General features: G+C 64.9%; 13 protein-coding genes and 1 tRNA gene. 11 read left to right on the forward strand and 3 right to left on the reverse strand.

Going from position 1 to position 16,187, the window contains the following annotated elements; all coding sequences use genetic code 11:
• Positions 1–64: 64 nt before the first annotated feature.
• From AC1RQK_RS11735 to AC1RQK_RS11780, 10 genes are all read left to right on the forward strand, one after another.
• Positions 65–697, forward strand: coding sequence for a YfgM family protein (locus tag AC1RQK_RS11735; RefSeq protein WP_441640348.1), 633 nt, complete (start codon positions 65–67; stop codon positions 695–697).
• Positions 698–801: 104 nt separating this feature from the next.
• Entirely contained in the window at positions 802–1,989 is a 1,188-nt protein-coding gene (gene bamB / locus AC1RQK_RS11740) for an outer membrane protein assembly factor BamB (RefSeq protein ID WP_492372429.1), read from the forward strand.
• 225 nt (positions 1,990–2,214) lie between these two features.
• Positions 2,215–3,558 (forward strand): ribosome biogenesis GTPase Der, encoded by a 1,344-nt coding sequence (gene der, locus AC1RQK_RS11745; protein ID WP_043347450.1) that lies wholly within the window; start codon positions 2,215–2,217, stop codon positions 3,556–3,558.
• Between the two features lie 207 nt (positions 3,559–3,765).
• Positions 3,766–4,005, forward strand: coding sequence for an RNA chaperone Hfq (gene hfq / locus AC1RQK_RS11750; RefSeq protein ID WP_006157757.1), 240 nt, complete (start codon positions 3,766–3,768; stop codon positions 4,003–4,005).
• Between the two features lie 297 nt (positions 4,006–4,302).
• A complete protein-coding gene (gene hflX / locus AC1RQK_RS11755; RefSeq protein WP_492809171.1) occupies positions 4,303–5,550 on the forward strand; it encodes a GTPase HflX in 1,248 nt (415 codons plus the stop codon).
• A 104-nt stretch (positions 5,551–5,654) separates the two neighbouring features.
• Complete coding sequence (gene hflK, locus AC1RQK_RS11760; RefSeq protein WP_492372427.1) at positions 5,655–7,061, forward strand: FtsH protease activity modulator HflK; 1,407 nt, start codon at positions 5,655–5,657, stop codon at positions 7,059–7,061.
• A gap of 11 nt (positions 7,062–7,072) precedes the next feature.
• On the forward strand, positions 7,073–7,981 hold the full coding sequence (gene hflC / locus AC1RQK_RS11765) for a protease modulator HflC (protein WP_492372426.1): 909 nt from the start codon (positions 7,073–7,075) through the stop codon (positions 7,979–7,981).
• 235 nt (positions 7,982–8,216) lie between these two features.
• Positions 8,217–9,380: an ATP phosphoribosyltransferase regulatory subunit gene (locus tag AC1RQK_RS11770; protein WP_492372425.1), complete on the forward strand. Its 1,164-nt coding sequence runs from the start codon at positions 8,217–8,219 to the stop codon at positions 9,378–9,380.
• Positions 9,381–9,494: 114 nt separating this feature from the next.
• Positions 9,495–10,835: an adenylosuccinate synthase gene (locus AC1RQK_RS11775; protein WP_174423299.1), complete on the forward strand. Its 1,341-nt coding sequence runs from the start codon at positions 9,495–9,497 to the stop codon at positions 10,833–10,835.
• 152 nt (positions 10,836–10,987) lie between these two features.
• A complete protein-coding gene (locus tag AC1RQK_RS11780) occupies positions 10,988–11,548 on the forward strand; it encodes a phosphoribosyltransferase (RefSeq protein ID WP_043347431.1) in 561 nt (186 codons plus the stop codon).
• A 250-nt stretch (positions 11,549–11,798) separates the two neighbouring features.
• On the opposite strand, the gene AC1RQK_RS11785 is transcribed toward AC1RQK_RS11780, so the two are convergent.
• The 3 genes from AC1RQK_RS11785 to AC1RQK_RS11795 form a co-directional block, all read right to left on the reverse strand.
• Entirely contained in the window at positions 11,799–12,410 is a 612-nt protein-coding gene (locus AC1RQK_RS11785; RefSeq protein ID WP_492372424.1) for an NAD(P)-dependent oxidoreductase, read from the reverse strand.
• Between the two features lie 70 nt (positions 12,411–12,480).
• Positions 12,481–12,915: an Rrf2 family transcriptional regulator gene (locus AC1RQK_RS11790; protein WP_043347423.1), complete on the reverse strand. Its 435-nt coding sequence runs from the start codon at positions 12,913–12,915 to the stop codon at positions 12,481–12,483.
• A 466-nt stretch (positions 12,916–13,381) separates the two neighbouring features.
• A tRNA-Leu gene (locus tag AC1RQK_RS11795) sits at positions 13,382–13,468 on the reverse strand.
• A gap of 69 nt (positions 13,469–13,537) precedes the next feature.
• Here AC1RQK_RS11795 and rnr point away from each other — a divergent pair.
• Positions 13,538–16,129 (forward strand): ribonuclease R, encoded by a 2,592-nt coding sequence (gene rnr / locus AC1RQK_RS11800; protein WP_174423294.1) that lies wholly within the window; start codon positions 13,538–13,540, stop codon positions 16,127–16,129.
• The last annotated feature ends 58 nt before the right edge of the window (positions 16,130–16,187 follow it).

The raw sequence follows: 16,187 nt of genomic DNA on the forward strand, positions 1-16,187 counted from the left end.
ATCGGAACCAGGGACCGCAAGAGCGCGGTCCTTCATACAAACAAACGCGGGTGGATCCCTCGACATGGCTTACGATCTAGAAGAACAGGAACAGCTTGAGAGCCTCAAGGCCTGGTGGCGCCAGTACGGCAACACCGTGACCTGGGCCTTGATCGCCGGCTTGCTGGCCTTCGCTGCCTGGAGCGGCTGGAACTACTGGCAACGCAAGCAGGCTGGAGAAGCGGCGCTGCTGTACGAGCAGGTGGTCAAGGCGGCCGAGAGCCGCGATGTCGAGCGGATCAAGCGCGCCGCCGGCGACCTCGAGGAAAAGTTCGGCAAGACCGCCTATGGCCCCATGACCGCGCTGGTATCGGCCAAGGTGCTGTACGATGCAGGCGACCTGGCAGGTACGAAGGCCCAGTTGCAATGGGCGATCGACCATGGCGATGGCGAGTACGCTCACCTCGCGCGCGTGCGCCTGGCTGGCGTGCTGCTTGACGAGAAGGCCTACGACCAGGGCCTGGCATTGCTCAAGGACGAGCCGCCGGCACCGTTCGTGGCGCTGTATGCGGACCGCCGGGGCGATCTGCTGGCTGCCCAGGACAAGCGCCCGGAAGCCCGCTCGGCCTACCAGAAGGCGCTAGACAAGCTGAGCGCCAACGATGCCGCCATGCGCCAGATCATTCAGTTCAAGCTTGACGCGCTGGGCACCGCCTGAAGGCGGTTGGCCCGGCTCGCCGGCAGGCCCGCGGGATTCGCATGCCATGCATGCCCCGCTTGCCCGCACCCTTGCGCCTCAACTTAAATCAGGATCGGAACCTCATGAAGTCATTGTTTTCCGGCACGGCCCAGAACCAGCAACACGGCAAATCTGTCCGCGGCCTGGTGGTGGCCGCCGCTTGTGCGGCCAGCGTCGCCAGCCTGGGCGGCTGCTCGCTGTTCAGCAAGGCTGACAAGCGCACGCCGGTCGAACTCAAGCCGATCACACAGACGTTGTCGGTGCGCCAGGCCTGGAAGGCCAGCGTCGGCAAGAGCGGCCCGTACTCGCTGCAACCCTCTGTCTCCGGTGGCACCGTCTATGCATCTTCCAATGGCGGCAAGGTGCTGGCGCTCGATGGCGTCACGGGACGCACCTTGTGGGAGGCCAAGACCGACATCGACCTGACCTCCGGCCCCGGCAGCGACGGCACCGTCACGGCGGTGGCGGGCGAGAAGGGCGCGGTCTTTGCCTTTGACGCCAGCGGCAAGCAGATCTGGAAGAAGCAGGTCAATGGGGAGGTTCTCTCGGCGCCGCTGGTCGGCAACGGCCTGGTGGTCGTGCGCACGACCGATACCCGGGTGCTTGGCCTGGATGCGCAGACCGGCGAGCGCCGCTGGATCTACCAGCGCTCGCAGACCGCGCTCAACCTGCGCGCCTCGATGGGCATGGTGTTCGCCGGCGACGGCATCGTGATGGGCTTCCCCGGCGGCAAGCTGGGTGTGCTGGCTCCGGGCAACGGCGTGCTGCGCTGGGAGAGCACGGTTTCCTATCCGAAGGGCGTGTCCGAGATCGAACGGCTTAATGACGTGACGGGCCAGCCCATGGTCAATGGCCGCCAGGTCTGCGCGACCACGTTCCAGGGCCGGATCGCCTGCCTTGAGCTGACCAATGGCCAGCCGCAGTGGGGCAAGGATTTTTCTTCGCCGACCGGCCCCGCGCAGGATGACACTTCGCTGTACGCCGGGGATGAGCGCTCCGTGGTCCATGCATTTGACCGCCAGAACGGCACTGAACGCTGGAAGAACGATCAACTGCTGTATCGCCGTCTCGGCACGCCGCTGGCGGTGGGACGTTCGGTGGTGGCGGGCGATTACGAAGGCTATGTACACTTCTTGTCGCGCGAGGACGGCCAGTTCGTGGCACGCCTGAAGACCGATGGCAGCGAGATTACCGCTGCGCCGGTGGTGGCGGGCCCGTCGCTGGTGGTACAGACACGCGACGGCAACCTCTACGGCTTCGTGCCGGACTGAGGCGGTCGACATTCATGGCGACTGTCCGTGCACCTGTCGGCACGGGCGGCGCCAATCCGGTAGCACGGCCCTTCTGGCCGTGCAGGTGAACGAGGTCGGGTTGCAATGCAAGCCTGATCACCCGACAGGAAAAGTGGCCAGGCGCGCGACGCCCGGCCGTCGGACCCATATCACTCCGGAGTTCCTGGGGGGCGGCATCTGCCGGCCCCCATTTCCGTTTATTGCATGAAACCAGTTATCGCTCTGGTCGGCCGTCCCAATGTGGGCAAGTCGACGCTATTCAACCGCATGACCCGTTCGCGCGACGCGCTTGTCGCCGATCTGCCCGGGCTCACGCGCGATCGCCACTATGGCGAAGGCCGCATCGGTGAACGTCCGTTCATCGCCATCGACACCGGCGGCTTCGAGCCGGTGGCCAAGGAAGGCATCGTTGCCGAAATGGCCAAGCAGACCCGCCAGGCGGTGGTCGAGGCCGACGTGGTGATCTTCCTCGTCGACGGCCGCCTCGGGCTGGCGCCCCAGGACCGCGTGATCGCCGATTACCTGCGCAAGACCGGGCGCCGCGTCATGCTGGCCGTGAACAAGGCCGAGGGCATGAAATACACCACCGTGGTGTCGGAGTTCTACGAGCTTGGCATGGGCGATCCCTATGCCATTTCGTCGACCCACGGCGATGGCGTGCGCGAGCTGGTCGACGAGGCGCTGGAACTGGCGGTGAAAGAGCGCCCGGAACTCGCCGAGGAAGACGAGGGCGCCCAGCGCGGCGTCAAGATCGCTATCGTGGGCCGGCCGAACGTGGGCAAGTCCACGCTGGTCAACACCCTGATCGGCGAAGAACGCGTGATCGCGTTCGACATGCCCGGCACCACGCGGGATGCCATCTATGTGGAGTTCGAGCGCGGCGGCAAGCCCTATACGCTGATCGACACGGCCGGCCTGCGCAAGCGCGGCAAGGTGTTCGAGGCCATCGAGAAGTTTTCGGTGGTCAAGACGCTGCAATCGATTGCTGATGCGAACGTCGTGGTGCTGCTGCTCGACGCGCAGCAGGACGTGTCGGAGCAGGATGCGCACATCGCCGGCTTCATCGTGGAATCCGGGCGCGCGCTGGTGGTTGGCGTCAACAAGTGGGACGGCCTCGACGGCCATAGCCGCGACCGTATCAAGCACGATCTGGAGCGCAAGCTGCAGTTCCTGGACTTCGCCAACTTCCACTTTGTGTCCGCGCAGCAGCGCACGGGCATCAGCGCGCTGCTGCGCTCGGTGGACGACGCGTATGCCGCGGCCATGGTCAAGCTGCCCACGCCGCAGCTCACGCGGATCCTGCAGGAAGCGGTCGAGTTCCAGCAGCCGCGGCGTGTCGGCGCGACGCGGCCCAAGCTGCGCTACGCGCACCAGGGCGGGTCCAATCCGCCCATCATCATCGTGCACGGCAATTCGCTTTCCGGCATCGCCGACACATATCGGCGCTATCTCGAAAACCGTTTCCGCTCGGCTTTCAAACTGAAGGGCACACCGCTTCGCATCGAATTTAGAACGAACAAAAACCCATATGCCGACTCGAAGGATTGAGTCAGTCGACGGGAGCCCGGGCGGGCAAGTTTCGTTTGCGTTCGTTTGGAACTGAGGCTAAATTCACGGTAGCAGGGGGTTCCCTGCGAGGCGATGCTAGCTTGGTACCGTTTTGATCTTTTTTTGGCGCGGCTTGCGCCGTTTGACTTGAATCGGGGATTACCGTCCCCATCATCTATCACTAAATCTATAAATTTGGAGTGTGCCATGAGCAACAAAGGGCAATTGCTACAAGACCCGTTCCTGAACGCGCTGCGCAAAGAGCACGTACCGGTTTCCATCTACCTCGTCAATGGCATCAAGCTGCAAGGCAATATCGAGTCGTTCGACCAGTACGTCGTCCTGTTGCGCAACACCGTGACGCAGATGGTCTACAAGCATGCGATTTCCACCGTCGTACCGGCCCGCGCCGTGAATTTCCGCGTGGACGAAACGGCTGAAGGCTGATCATTCGCGGATAGCACCGCAGTTTTCCGGCAGGCCAGTCGTACCACGGCACGGCCGCCAGTTGCCGGTGTCGCGCAGGGGCCAGATGCTCCGGCGCGACACCAAAAGACGCCAGCCCATCCTGGCTGCAGAGTGGCCACGGGCACGGACATGCTTCACCCTGGTGCATTCCGCCACGGACAGAGTCCCCGCTTCAAGCGTCTTCCCCAGGCCAGGGCTTCTGCCTAACGGCGCCAGCCGCTGCCTCCCAGTAGCCTCCAACCCGTTTTCCTTTCTCGCGTTTCGCGATCCTCCCGTTTGCAATCTAGAGCCACTTCCAATTCCGAGTCCTCCCGCGCCATCCTCGTTGGTGTCGATTTCGGCAAGCATGATTTCCAGGAAAGCCTGAGCGAGCTGGCGTTGCTGACGTCGACCGCGGGGTCCACGCCGGTGCACACGTTGACCGGACGCAGGTCCCGTCCCGACCCGGCGCTGTTCATCGGCTCCGGCAAGGCGGAGGAGCTGAAGGAGGCCGCCGATGCACTCGATGCCGACGTGGTGGTGTTCAACCACTCGCTCAGCCCTGCCCAGCAACGCAATCTAGAGCGCTTCCTGCAGCGCCATGTCATCGACCGAACGGGGCTGATCCTGGACATCTTCGGCCAGCGGGCGCAGAGCCACGTCGGCAAGGTGCAGGTCGAGCTCGCCCAGGTCCAGTACCAGGCCTCGCGGCTGGTCCGCGCCTGGAGCCACCTGGAGCGGCAGAAGGGGGGCATTGGCATGCGTGGCGGCCCGGGCGAGCGCCAGCTCGAGCTCGACCGCCGCCTGCTGGATGAGCGCGCCAAGCGGCTGAAGGCTGACCTGACGCGACTGCAGCGCCAGCACAGCACCCAGCGGCGCGCGCGCGCGCGCAACGACACCCTGAGCATCTCGCTGGTCGGCTATACCAACGCCGGCAAGTCGACACTGTTCAACGCCCTCACCAAGGCCCGGGCCTACGCCGCTGACCAGCTGTTCGCCACGCTGGATACCACTTCGCGCCGGCTGTACCTGGAAGGCGTGGGCAACGTGGTGCTGTCGGATACCGTGGGCTTCATCCGCGACCTGCCGACCCAGCTGGTGGCCGCGTTCCGCGCCACGCTGGAGGAGACCGTGCACGCGGACCTGCTGCTGCATGTGGTTGATGCTTCCAGCCCGGTGCGCCATGAGCAGGTCGAGCAGGTCAACCGTGTGCTGGCCGAAATCAATGCCGACGACATCCCGCAGATCGTGGTGATGAACAAGATCGACGCGTCGCCGGAACTGCTCGAGCAGGGCCCCCGCGTGGAGCGCAACGAGGAGGGTGTGCCGACCCGCGTGTTCGTCAGCGCGCGCGACGGCATTGGCCTGGATGCCTTGCGCGAGGCGCTGGTGGAGGTGGCGCGCTGGCTGGCCGAGCGCCCGCCAGAGCGCCCCCCGCTGGATCCGCGCCTTGCCGATGCGCAGCCTTACCCGGACGACGATCTCGACAGCGGTTTTGACGGCGATGACACCCGGGTGGATCCGGAAGAACCCGACACGCAGTGAGCCAGTTCGACGGAAATCGCAGCCAGATTGCCCCAAATGGGTAAAAGTGGCGTCGATGACTGTTAGAATCCCCTTGTTCCAACTATCCCGGACCCGTGCACTTCATGCCCCTGTTTCCCCGGAATTCTGAATCGAGCCATGCCTTTGGCAGCCGCGCAGGTGGCCGCAACGGCGGCCATGCACCGTCGCGAACGGCCTGGCAGCGTTTGCGCGCGATCCTGTCTTTGAACGATCCCCGTTGGGGTAGGGGCGGCCCGGATGACGAAGACAAAGACAAGGACAAGGATAGTCGCGACAACAATCGCCAGCAAAACCAGCGTCCGCCCCAGGATGGCCCGCCCGACCTCGACGAGCTCTGGCGCGATTTCAACCGTCGCCTGAACGGCCTGCTTGGCCGCAAGGACAACGGTGGTGGCGGCAACCAGGGCTTTGGCGGCGGTGCGCGCACGCCGGGCAAGGGCTCGGGGATCGGCGCCGGCGTGGTGGTGATCGCAGCGGTTGGCATCTGGCTGGCCAGCGGTTTCTTCATGGTGCAGGAAGGCCAGACGGCCGTTATCCTCCAGTTCGGCAAGTTCAAGTACACCACGGGCCCGGGTATCAACTGGCGCCTGCCGTACCCGATCCAGTCCGCCGAAATCGTCAACCTGTCGGGCGTGCGCTCGGTTGAAGTGGGCCGTTCCACCTCGATCAAGGACAGCAACCTGAAGGACGCGTCGATGCTGACGCAGGACGAGAACATCATCGACGTCCGCTTCACGGTGCAGTACGACATCCAGGACGCGAGCGAATTCCTGTTCTACAACAAGACCGACCGAGGTGGCGACGAAGAACTGGTGACCCAGGCTGCCGAGACCTCGGTGCGCGAGATCGTCGGGCGCAACAAGATGGACGCGGTGCTTTACGAGAACCGTGAACAGATTGCCCAGAACCTGGCCAAGTCGATCCAGTCGATCCTGACCGCGTACAAGACCGGCATCCGCGTGATTTCCGTCAACGTGCAGAGCGTGCAGCCGCCCGAGCAGGTCCAGGCGGCCTTTGACGATGTCAACAAGGCCAGCCAGGACCGCGAACGCGCCATCAGCGAAGGCCAGGCCTACGCCAATGACGTGATTCCGCGTGCCAAGGGTACCGCCGCGCGCCTGAACGAAGAATCTGAAGCCTACAAGGCGCGAGTGATCGCCCAGGCCGAAGGCGATGCCTCGCGTTTCCGCCAGGTCCAGGCCGAGTATGCCAAGGCCCCGCAGGTGACGCGTGATCGCATCTATATCGAGACCATGCAGCAGATCTATACCAATTCGACCAAGGTGCTGGTGGATTCACGCCAGGGTAACAATCTCCTCTACCTGCCGCTGGACAAGCTGATGTCGCAATCGGCGGTGGATGCGCGCGCGCCGGCTTCCGGCACCGCGCAGGCCCCTGCCGCGGGCAGCGGCACGTCTCCCGCGCCCGATGCCAGCGGCGATAACCGGTCGCGCGAGCTGTTGCGCAACCGTGACCGCGATTCGCGCTGAGGAGACCCGACATGAACCGACTGATTTCCGTAGTAATCGGCCTCTTCATCGTGCTGGCGATTGGCTCCTCGATGGTGTTCGTGGTGGACCAGCGTCAGTACGCCGTGGTGTTTGCCTTTGGCCAGATCAAGCAGGTGGTGAACGAGCCGGGCCTGCACTTCAAGTTGCCGCCGCCGCTGCAGAACGTGATTTTCATGGATCGCCGCCTGCTGACGATCGACGTGGCCGCTTCGGAGCGCTTCCTGACGGCCGAGAAGAAGAGCATGGTGGTGGACTGGTTCGTCAAGTGGCGCATCACCGATCCGCGCAAGTTCTACGTGGCCTTCAATGGCAACATCCGCGGGGCGCAGGACCGCATGACCCAGCGTATCGACTCCGTCGCCCGCGAGGAATTCGGCAAGCGCACGGTGGCGGAGCTGGTGGCCGGCGAGCGCGAGAAGGTGATGCAGAATATCCGCTCCGCGATGGCCGACTATGCGCAGTCCGTGGGCGTCGAGATCATCGACGTGCGCCTCAAGCGTGTCGACCTGCTGCCCGCGATCAGCGAATCGGTGTATCGCCGCATGGAAGCCGAGCGCAAGCGCGTGGCCAACGAGCTGCGCTCCACCGGCGCGGCCGAGGGCGAGAAGATCCGCGCCGATGCCGATCGCCAGCGTGAAGTCGTGCTGGCCGAGGCCTACCGCGATGCGCAGAAGATCAAGGGCGAGGGCGATGCCCGCGCCTCGCAGATCTACGCCGAATCGTTTGGCCGAGATCCCCAGTTCGCGCAGTTCTGGCGCAGCATGGAGGCTTACCGCAATACGTTCCGCGACAAGCGCGACGTGCTGGTGCTGGAGCCCAATTCCGAGTTCTTCCGCTATATGCGGTCGTCGGGCGGCGCAGCGGCGCCGGCGGCGGCGCCTCCGGCGAGCCGTCGCTAAGCTAGGCGGTTCCGTCCGCCAGGCGCTTCGACAAAACCCCGGCTTGCCGGGGTTTTGTCCGGCTGGAGGGGCGGCAAGTGAGGCTCCCGAGGGGCGTCGCTGCCGTCTCATCCGCCATGCCAGGTGACTGGCTCCCCGCTTGCGGCTGGTGCCCCCGGCACGGCACGCGGCGGGATCGAATTTCAACGGGTGGCTCAAGGCCCCCCGGCAACTGTGTGAAGTGAAGAGATTTACCATGTCCAATCACTGGCTCCTGCCTGAAAACATCGCCGACGTGCTGCCGTCGGAGGCCCGCAAGATCGAGGAACTGCGCCGCCGCATGCTGGACTTGTTCCGCACCTACGGCTACGAGCTGGTCATGCCGCCGATGCTGGAATACCTGGAATCGCTGCTCACCGGGACCGGGCACGACCTCGACCTGCGCACGCTCAAGCTGGTCGACCAGCTCTCCGGCCGCACCATGGGCCTGCGCGCCGACATCACGCCGCAAGTCGCCCGCATCGATGCCCACTTGCTGAACCGCTCCGGCGTGACCCGGCTGTGCTACGCCGGCAATGTGCTGCACGCTCGCCCGGCCGGCTTTCGCGCAACCCGCGAGCCGATCCAGGTTGGCGCGGAGATCTACGGCCATGCCGGCCTGGAAGCGGATGTGGAAATCCAGGCCCTGATGCTGGCCGCGCTGCAGGTTGCCGGCCTGACCGAGATCCGCCTCGACCTTTGCCACGCGGGCATCCTGGAAGCCTTGCTGGACGGCCTGCCGTCCAGCCGCAGGATCGAGGATGTGCTGTTTGCGGCCCTGGAGACCAAGGATGTGTCAGCGCTGCGCGAGTTGACCGAAGGCATGCCGCAGGCCGAGCGCGACGCGCTGCTGGCGCTGCCGACGCTGTACGGCGGCGTGGAGGTGATCGAGCGCGCCCGCGCGACCCTGCCGGCGAGCCCGGCGATTGGCCGTGCGCTGGACGAACTGGCTGCACTGGCCGCGGAAGTGAGCGGGGCGAGCGTCAATATCGATTTGTCCGACCTGCGCGGCTACCATTATCACAGTGGCGTGATGTTCACTGCCTACGTGGCTGGCCTGCCCAACTACGTGGCGCGCGGTGGCCGCTACGACAAGGTCGGCGAGGCCTTTGGCCGCGCGCGGCCGGCAACCGGCTTTTCGCTGGATTTGCGCGAAGTTGCCTCGCTTTCTCCGCTGGAAGTGCGTGCTTTTGCCATTTTCGCGCCGTGGGATGCGGATCCTGCCTTGCGTGCCGCGATTACCGCGCTGCGCGCCGCCGGCGAGATCGTCATCCAGTCGCTGCCGGGGCACACGCACCAGCTCGACGAGTTCAACTGCGACCGCCAACTGGTCCGCCAGGATGGCGGCTGGACGGTGATTCCACGCAGCGCCGGGGCCTGAGCGCAAGCGCCAGGCCGCGGAATTCCCCCGCGTTGCAGGCCGATCTCCCCAAAATCGGGGAGTTGACCTGCAACGAGAGTAAAATACGTTTTTAACCCACTGACCAAAATCAACATGTCCGCTTCTGCAGTAAGCCAGGGACGCAATGTCGTCGTGATCGGCACCCAATGGGGTGACGAAGGCAAGGGAAAAATCGTCGATTGGCTTACCGATCATGCAAAGGGCGTGGTGCGGTTCCAGGGCGGCCACAATGCCGGCCATACGCTCATCATCGGCGGCAAGAAGACCATCCTGCGCCTGATCCCCTCGGGCATCATGCGTGAAGGCACGATCTGCTACATCGGCAACGGCGTCGTGCTGTCGCCGGAGGCGCTGTTCCGTGAGATCGAGGAACTGGAAACCGCCGGCCTGCAGGTGCAGAACCGCCTGCGCATTTCCGAAGCGACCACGCTGATCCTGCCGTACCACGTGGCCATCGACAAGGCCCGTGAAGTGCGCCGTGGCGCCGACAAGATCGGCACCACCGGCCGCGGCATCGGCCCGGCCTACGAAGATAAGGTGGCCCGCCGCGCGCTGCGCGTGCAGGACCTGTTCGATCCCAAGTGCTTCGCCGAGAAGCTGCGCGAGAACCTCGACCTGCATAACTTCATGCTGACCCAGTACCTGGGCGCGGAAGCAGTCGACTTCCAGCAGACTTTGGACGAAATGCTGGCCTACGCGCCGCGCTTGGCCCCGATGGTGGCCGATGTGTCGGCGGAGCTTTACGCGGTCAACGCTGCCGGCGGCAACCTGATGTTCGAAGGCGCGCAAGGCACGCTGCTCGACGTCGACCACGGCACCTATCCGTTCGTCACCTCCAGCAACTGCGTGGCCGGTGCGGCCGCCGCCGGTGCTGGCGTTGGCCCGGGCCGCCTGAATTACATCCTGGGCATCACCAAGGCGTACTGCACCCGCGTGGGCGCAGGTCCGTTCCCCAGCGAGCTGTACGACAACGACAACCCCAAGCGCCAGGACCCGGTGGGTGTGCGCCTGGCCAACGTCGGCAAGGAATTCGGCTCGGTGACCGGGCGACCCCGCCGTACCGGCTGGCTCGATGCCGCCGCGCTCAAGCGTTCAGTGCAGATCAACGGCGTGTCGGGTCTTTGCATGACCAAGCTCGACGTGCTGGATGGCCTTGAAACCCTCAAGCTGTGCGTGGGCTATGAGCTGGACGGCAAGACCGTCGACATCCTGCCGCGTGGTTCGGATGCCGTGGCGCGCTGCGTGCCGGTGTACGAGGAATTCCCGGGCTGGAACGAATCCACCTTCGGCGTGAAGGCCTGGGATGCGCTGCCGGAACAGGCTCGCACCTACCTGAAGCGCGTCGAGGAAGTGGTCGGCATCCCGATCGACATGATCTCGACCGGCCCTGACCGTGACGAAACCATCCTGCTGCGTCACCCGTACGTAGCCTGATGCTGTCTTGCCCGTAAGGGCGCCGCGCGGCTGAACGAAGCCGCGCAGGCAAAAAGACGGCAGATGCACAAGAGCAAATCGGCCCGCGCAAGCGGGCCGAAACTTTATCGGTCGACAGACCTTATGCCTAAAGCCGAAGAGCTAAAACAATCATGACCCTGCCATCGAACGACGAAGAGAACCTGTGGATCTCGTGGGACGACTACCACAGCCTGATCGCGCGCCTGGCGCTGAACGTCCACGAGTCGGGCTGGAAGTTCGACAAGATCCTGTGCCTGGCCCGCGGTGGCCTGCGCGTCGGCGACCAGATGTCCCGTATCTTCGACGTGCCTCTCGCCATCCTGGCCACCAGCAGCTACCGCGAGGCAGCGGGCACACAGCAGGGCGACCTCGATATCGCGCAGTACATCACCATGACCAAGGGCGACCTCTCCGGCAAGATCCTGCTGGTCGATGACCTGGTGGATTCCGGCGTCACGCTGGAGCGCGTGGGCCGCCATTTGCAGGAGCGCTATCCCGCCGTGACGGAAGTGCGTTCGTCCGTGCTGTGGTACAAGGCCTGCTCCAAGGTCAAGCCGGACTACCACGTGACCTTCCTGCCGACGAATCCCTGGATTCACCAGCCGTTCGAAGAGTACGACACGCTGCGTCCGCATAACCTGGCGGCCTGGCTCAAGCGCGGCAAGCACGCCGCCGGCAGCTCGCAGGCCTGATTCCCGGGCGGCCCGATATCGAAGATGGCCGCCGAGGTGAGCGGGCTCGCCCCATCCTTGTGCCCCCATCGTGCAGGCAGTGCGCAATGCACCGCCGCGGAGCAGGCGCTTCGGCTAACCTGCGCTTTCACGGCTCGCCGCAAATGGCCGCCAGCAGGGCGGCCATTATTCTTTATGCCCTCCGTCGTGCTTGCCGCGATGGCCACGCGCCATGGCACGCATGTTTCGGAGGCACCTGCCTGTTTCCTGCTTAGTATGCGACCGTGTAGCGCTGGCGCGAGTGCGCCGGTTTTTCCACTTCGTCGATCATGGCGATGGCATAGTCCTCCATCGAGATCCAGCTCTTGCCGCTGGCGTCGGAGAGCAGCGTCTCCTCGCCCACGCGGAACTTGCCCGTGCGCGTGCCCGGCTCGAACAGGGCGGCGGGGGACAGGAAGGTCCAGTCGATCGCTGTCTCGTTGCGCAGGGCGTTGAGGAAGTCGCGTCCAGCGAGGGCCTCCGCCTTATAGGCTTCCGGGAACTGCGGCGTATCGACCAGTTGCGCGCCTGGTGCTACGAAGAGGCTGCCCGCGCCGCCCACCACCAGCAGGCGAGGCACGCCGGCGGCCTTGACCGCGGAGGTGATCTGTTCGGCCGTGGTCTGCAGGAAACGTACTGTGCTGATTGCCACGTCGTGGCCGGCGAGGGCGGCCGCCAGGGCCTTGGTGTCCGCGACATCTGCATTGATCGTGGCGAGGCCCGGCCGCGTGGCCAGCTTGTCGGCCTGGCGCGCGATGGCGGTGACCGTGTGGCCGCGGCTCAGGGCTTCGTCGATGAGGCGGGTGCCGACACGGCCGGTGGCGCCGATGATTGCGATCTTCATGTTGACTCCTTTGTTGCGCTGTTGAATATCGATATGAAACTAATTTAGTTACATATCGGGATAAAAATTTTTACGGCTTGCGTTGCCGGGCCGCGCGCTCCACATCGGCGAGCATGCCGGCAATCGTGATCTCGGCCAGCGCACCATCCATCGCGGCCTGGGCGCGGTCCGCGGCGTGCTTCAGCGCGCCGGTAATTTCCCGTCCCACCATGCACGCCGGATTGGGCACGCTGTGGTGCGGCGCGATCAGCGTGGCCGACTCCACCGCACGGAACACATCGAGCAACGTGATCGATGCCGCCGCGCGCGCCAGCGAGGCGCCGCCGTTGCTGCCCATCACCGTGCTCACCAGCCCCGCCTCGGCCAACTGGCTGACCAGGCGGCGGATCAGGACCGGGTTCGTGCCCACGCTGCCCGCGATCAATGACGACGGCAAGGGCTCCGCGGCGCTGGCCAGCAAGGTGAGGATGTGGACGGCGACGGCGAATCGGCTGCTGGTGGTCATGGTGGGTGAGGCGATGTGAAACTATATTAGTTACAGATGGCCGTCGCTGTCAAGCGACTGGCGGGCCACGCAGGCATGCCGGTGTGGCATACGCCTGCAGCAATAGGGTGGTTTGCGCCTGAATACGTCGGAAAACGCGACATTCCAGCGTGTGAATGGCGGAAGAATGCCGGGAGCGCCACTGAAACTGATACACTCACCCGCAGCGCAGCAGTCGGCTGCTGCTCCGGTCGCGCCCTGGCAGTTCGTGTGAGCGCCAGGCTGTGTGGATGCCTCTGCCTCAACAGGCAAGAGCGGACTCCACGCCCCGGAGCGGTCGTTGCTGCGACTGGTATTTAGTCAATAGTTAATAGTTAAGTCGCGCAGTCGCGCCAATATCGAATCGGGAGTGCCAAGTTGCAAGATCAGACGCCGGAAAACAAAAAACCCGCAGGGCTCGAAAGCGCTGCGGGTTTTCCGTTTGATCTGGTGCCCAGGAGAGGACTCGAACCTCCACAGTGTTGCCACCGCTAGGACCTGAACCTAGTGCGTCTACCAATTTCGCCACCTGGGCGGGCGTCGAAACAACCGAAGCGCTCATTATAGCGACCGCAAATCGTTTGTCAAATAATTCTAGAAAAAATTGAATCAGAATAACTATCCGATCCCTAGTCGGGAAGAAATCCTTGGCGTCCTGCGGACGTCGGGGTCGCCCTTGTCGGGCGGCGATATCGCCAAGGCGCTCGCTGTCACGCGCAAAGAACACGACGGCTTCCAGAAGCGCCTCGCCGCCATGGAGCGCGATGGCCAGATCGAACTCAACCGCAAGGGTCGCTACGAGCTGGCCAACCAGCCTAACTTTGTGGTCGGCCGTGTGCAGGGCCACCGCGATGGCTTCGGCTTCCTGATCCGCGACGATGGCGATGACGACATCTTCCTGCCGGAGCGCGAGCTGCAGAAGGCCATGCACAACGACCGTGCCCAGGTGCGCGTGATCGGCTACGACCGGCGCGGCCGGCCCGAAGGCCAGATCGTCGAGATCCTTGAGCGCGCCAACCGCTACGTGATCGGCCGCCTGCTGAGCGAAGGCGGCGTGCTCGTGGTGGCGCCCGAAGACAAGCGCATCAGCCAGGACATCCTGATCCCGCCGAAGTCGCAAGGCAAGGCGCAAGTCGGCCAGGTGGTCAGCGTCGAGATCATCGACTACCCCGATCGCTACGTGCAGCCCGTGGGCCGAGTGGTGGAAGTGCTGGGGGACTTCGACGACCCCGGCATGGAAATCGAAATCGCCGTGCGCAAGTACGGCGTGCCGCATGAATTCTCGGATGCCTGCGCCAAAGAAGCCGCCGGCCTGCCCGACGAGGTGCGCGAGTCCGACCTGGAGCACCGCATCGACCTGCGCGACGTGCCGCTGGTGACGATCGACGGCGAAGACGCGCGCGACTTCGACGACGCCGTCTACTGCGAACCCGTCAAGATCGGCCGCTCGAAGGGCTGGCGCCTGGTGGTGGCGATTGCCGATGTGTCGCACTACGTGCGCCCTGGCACGGCGCTCGACGCCGATGCGCTGGATCGCGCCACCTCGGTGTACTTCCCGCGCCGCGTCATCCCGATGCTGCCGGAAAAGCTCTCCAACGGCCTGTGCTCGCTGAACCCGCAAGTCGACCGCCTGTGCATGGTGTGCGATGCGGTGATCACCGCCAAGGGCGAGCTCAAGGGCTATCAGTTCTATCCCGCCGTGATGCATTCGGCGGCGCGCCTGACCTATAACGAGGTCTGGTCGGTGCTGTCCAACACCAAGGGCCCGGAGGCGCACAAGCGTGCCGACCTGGTGCCGCACCTGCAGAACCTGTACGAGTTGTTCCAGGTCCTGCTCAAGGCGCGGCGCGAGCGTGGCGCGATCGACTTCGATACCACCGAGACCTATATCGTCTGCAATGCGCAGGGCAAGATCGAGCAGATCCTGCCGCGCACCCGCAACGACGCCCACCGCCTGATCGAGGAATGCATGCTGGCCGCCAACGTGTGCGCCGCCGACTTTCTCGAACGCTTCAAGCATCCCACGCTGTACCGGATCCACGCCGGCCCGAGCGAGGAAAAGCTGAAGAACCTGCGTGAGTTCCTGCGCACCGTCGGGCTTTCGCTGGCCGGTGGCGACAAGCCGCAAGCGGGCGACTACGCCGACGTGATGGACAAGATCAAGAGCCGTCCCGACGCGCCGATGTTGCAGACCATGCTGCTGCGCTCGATGCAGCAGGCGGTCTACAGCCCGGACAACATCGGCCACTTCGGCTTGTCGTACGAGGCTTACGCCCACTTCACCAGCCCGATCCGCCGCTATCCGGACTTGCTCACGCACCGCGCCATCAAGGCCGTGCTGGCCCATACCAAGTACCGGCCGGCATTTGCGCCGGGCACCGCGCTGAACACCGCGATCGCGCCCAAGGCGCGCCGCATGCAGGCCAAGGACGCCGCCGAGAAGGCAGAGCGAAGCGCCGCGCGCGCCCAGCGCAACGAAGCCATCTGGGACGAACTCGGCCTGCACTGCTCGGCCAACGAGCGCCGCGCCGATGAAGCCTCGCGCGATGTGGAGGCCTGGCTCAAGTGCTACTTCATGCGCGACAAGCTTGGCAGCGAGTATTCGGGCACCATCAGCTCGGTCACCTCGTTCGGCATCTTCGTGCAGCTCGACGAGCTCTATGTCGAAGGCCTGGTCCATGTCACCGAACTGGGCAGCGATTACTTCCAGTACGACGAGGCGCGCAATGAACTGCGCGGCGAGCGTACCGGCATCCGCTACCGCCTCACCGACCGCGTTCGCGTGCAGGTTTCGCGCGTGGACCTCGATGCGCGCAAGATCGACTTCCGCCTGGTGCAGGAGCCCTCAGCCAAGAACCTGCGTGGCCGCGCCCCGACCGTCGATGCCGCGCCGCGCGTGCCCGCCGCGCACGCCGTGCCCGCGCGTAAGAAGGGCCGTCAGCTGGCCGCGCTGCTGGGTGGCAGCTCCAAGCCGGAAGAGTCGTTCGACGAAACGCTGGACCGCGTGATCGAAGAGCAGCCGGTGTTCGAAGCTGTCATGACGCCGGTCAAGCCGCACGTGGGGCAGGGCGCCAAGGCCGGCGGCAAGCCGGCCAAGCGCGCCGCCAAGCCCAAGCCGCAGCATCTGGGCTCGACGCACAAGGGCGGCGCCAAGCCGGCCGGCAAGAGCAGCCGCGCTTCGCGCAAGCGCACCTGACGGCCATGGCGCCGGCGCCGGCTTGCCCGGTTCCGGCGCCATGGCTGCGGACACGGGG

The organism is Cupriavidus sp. GW822-FHT02D05, assembly GCF_058802485.1.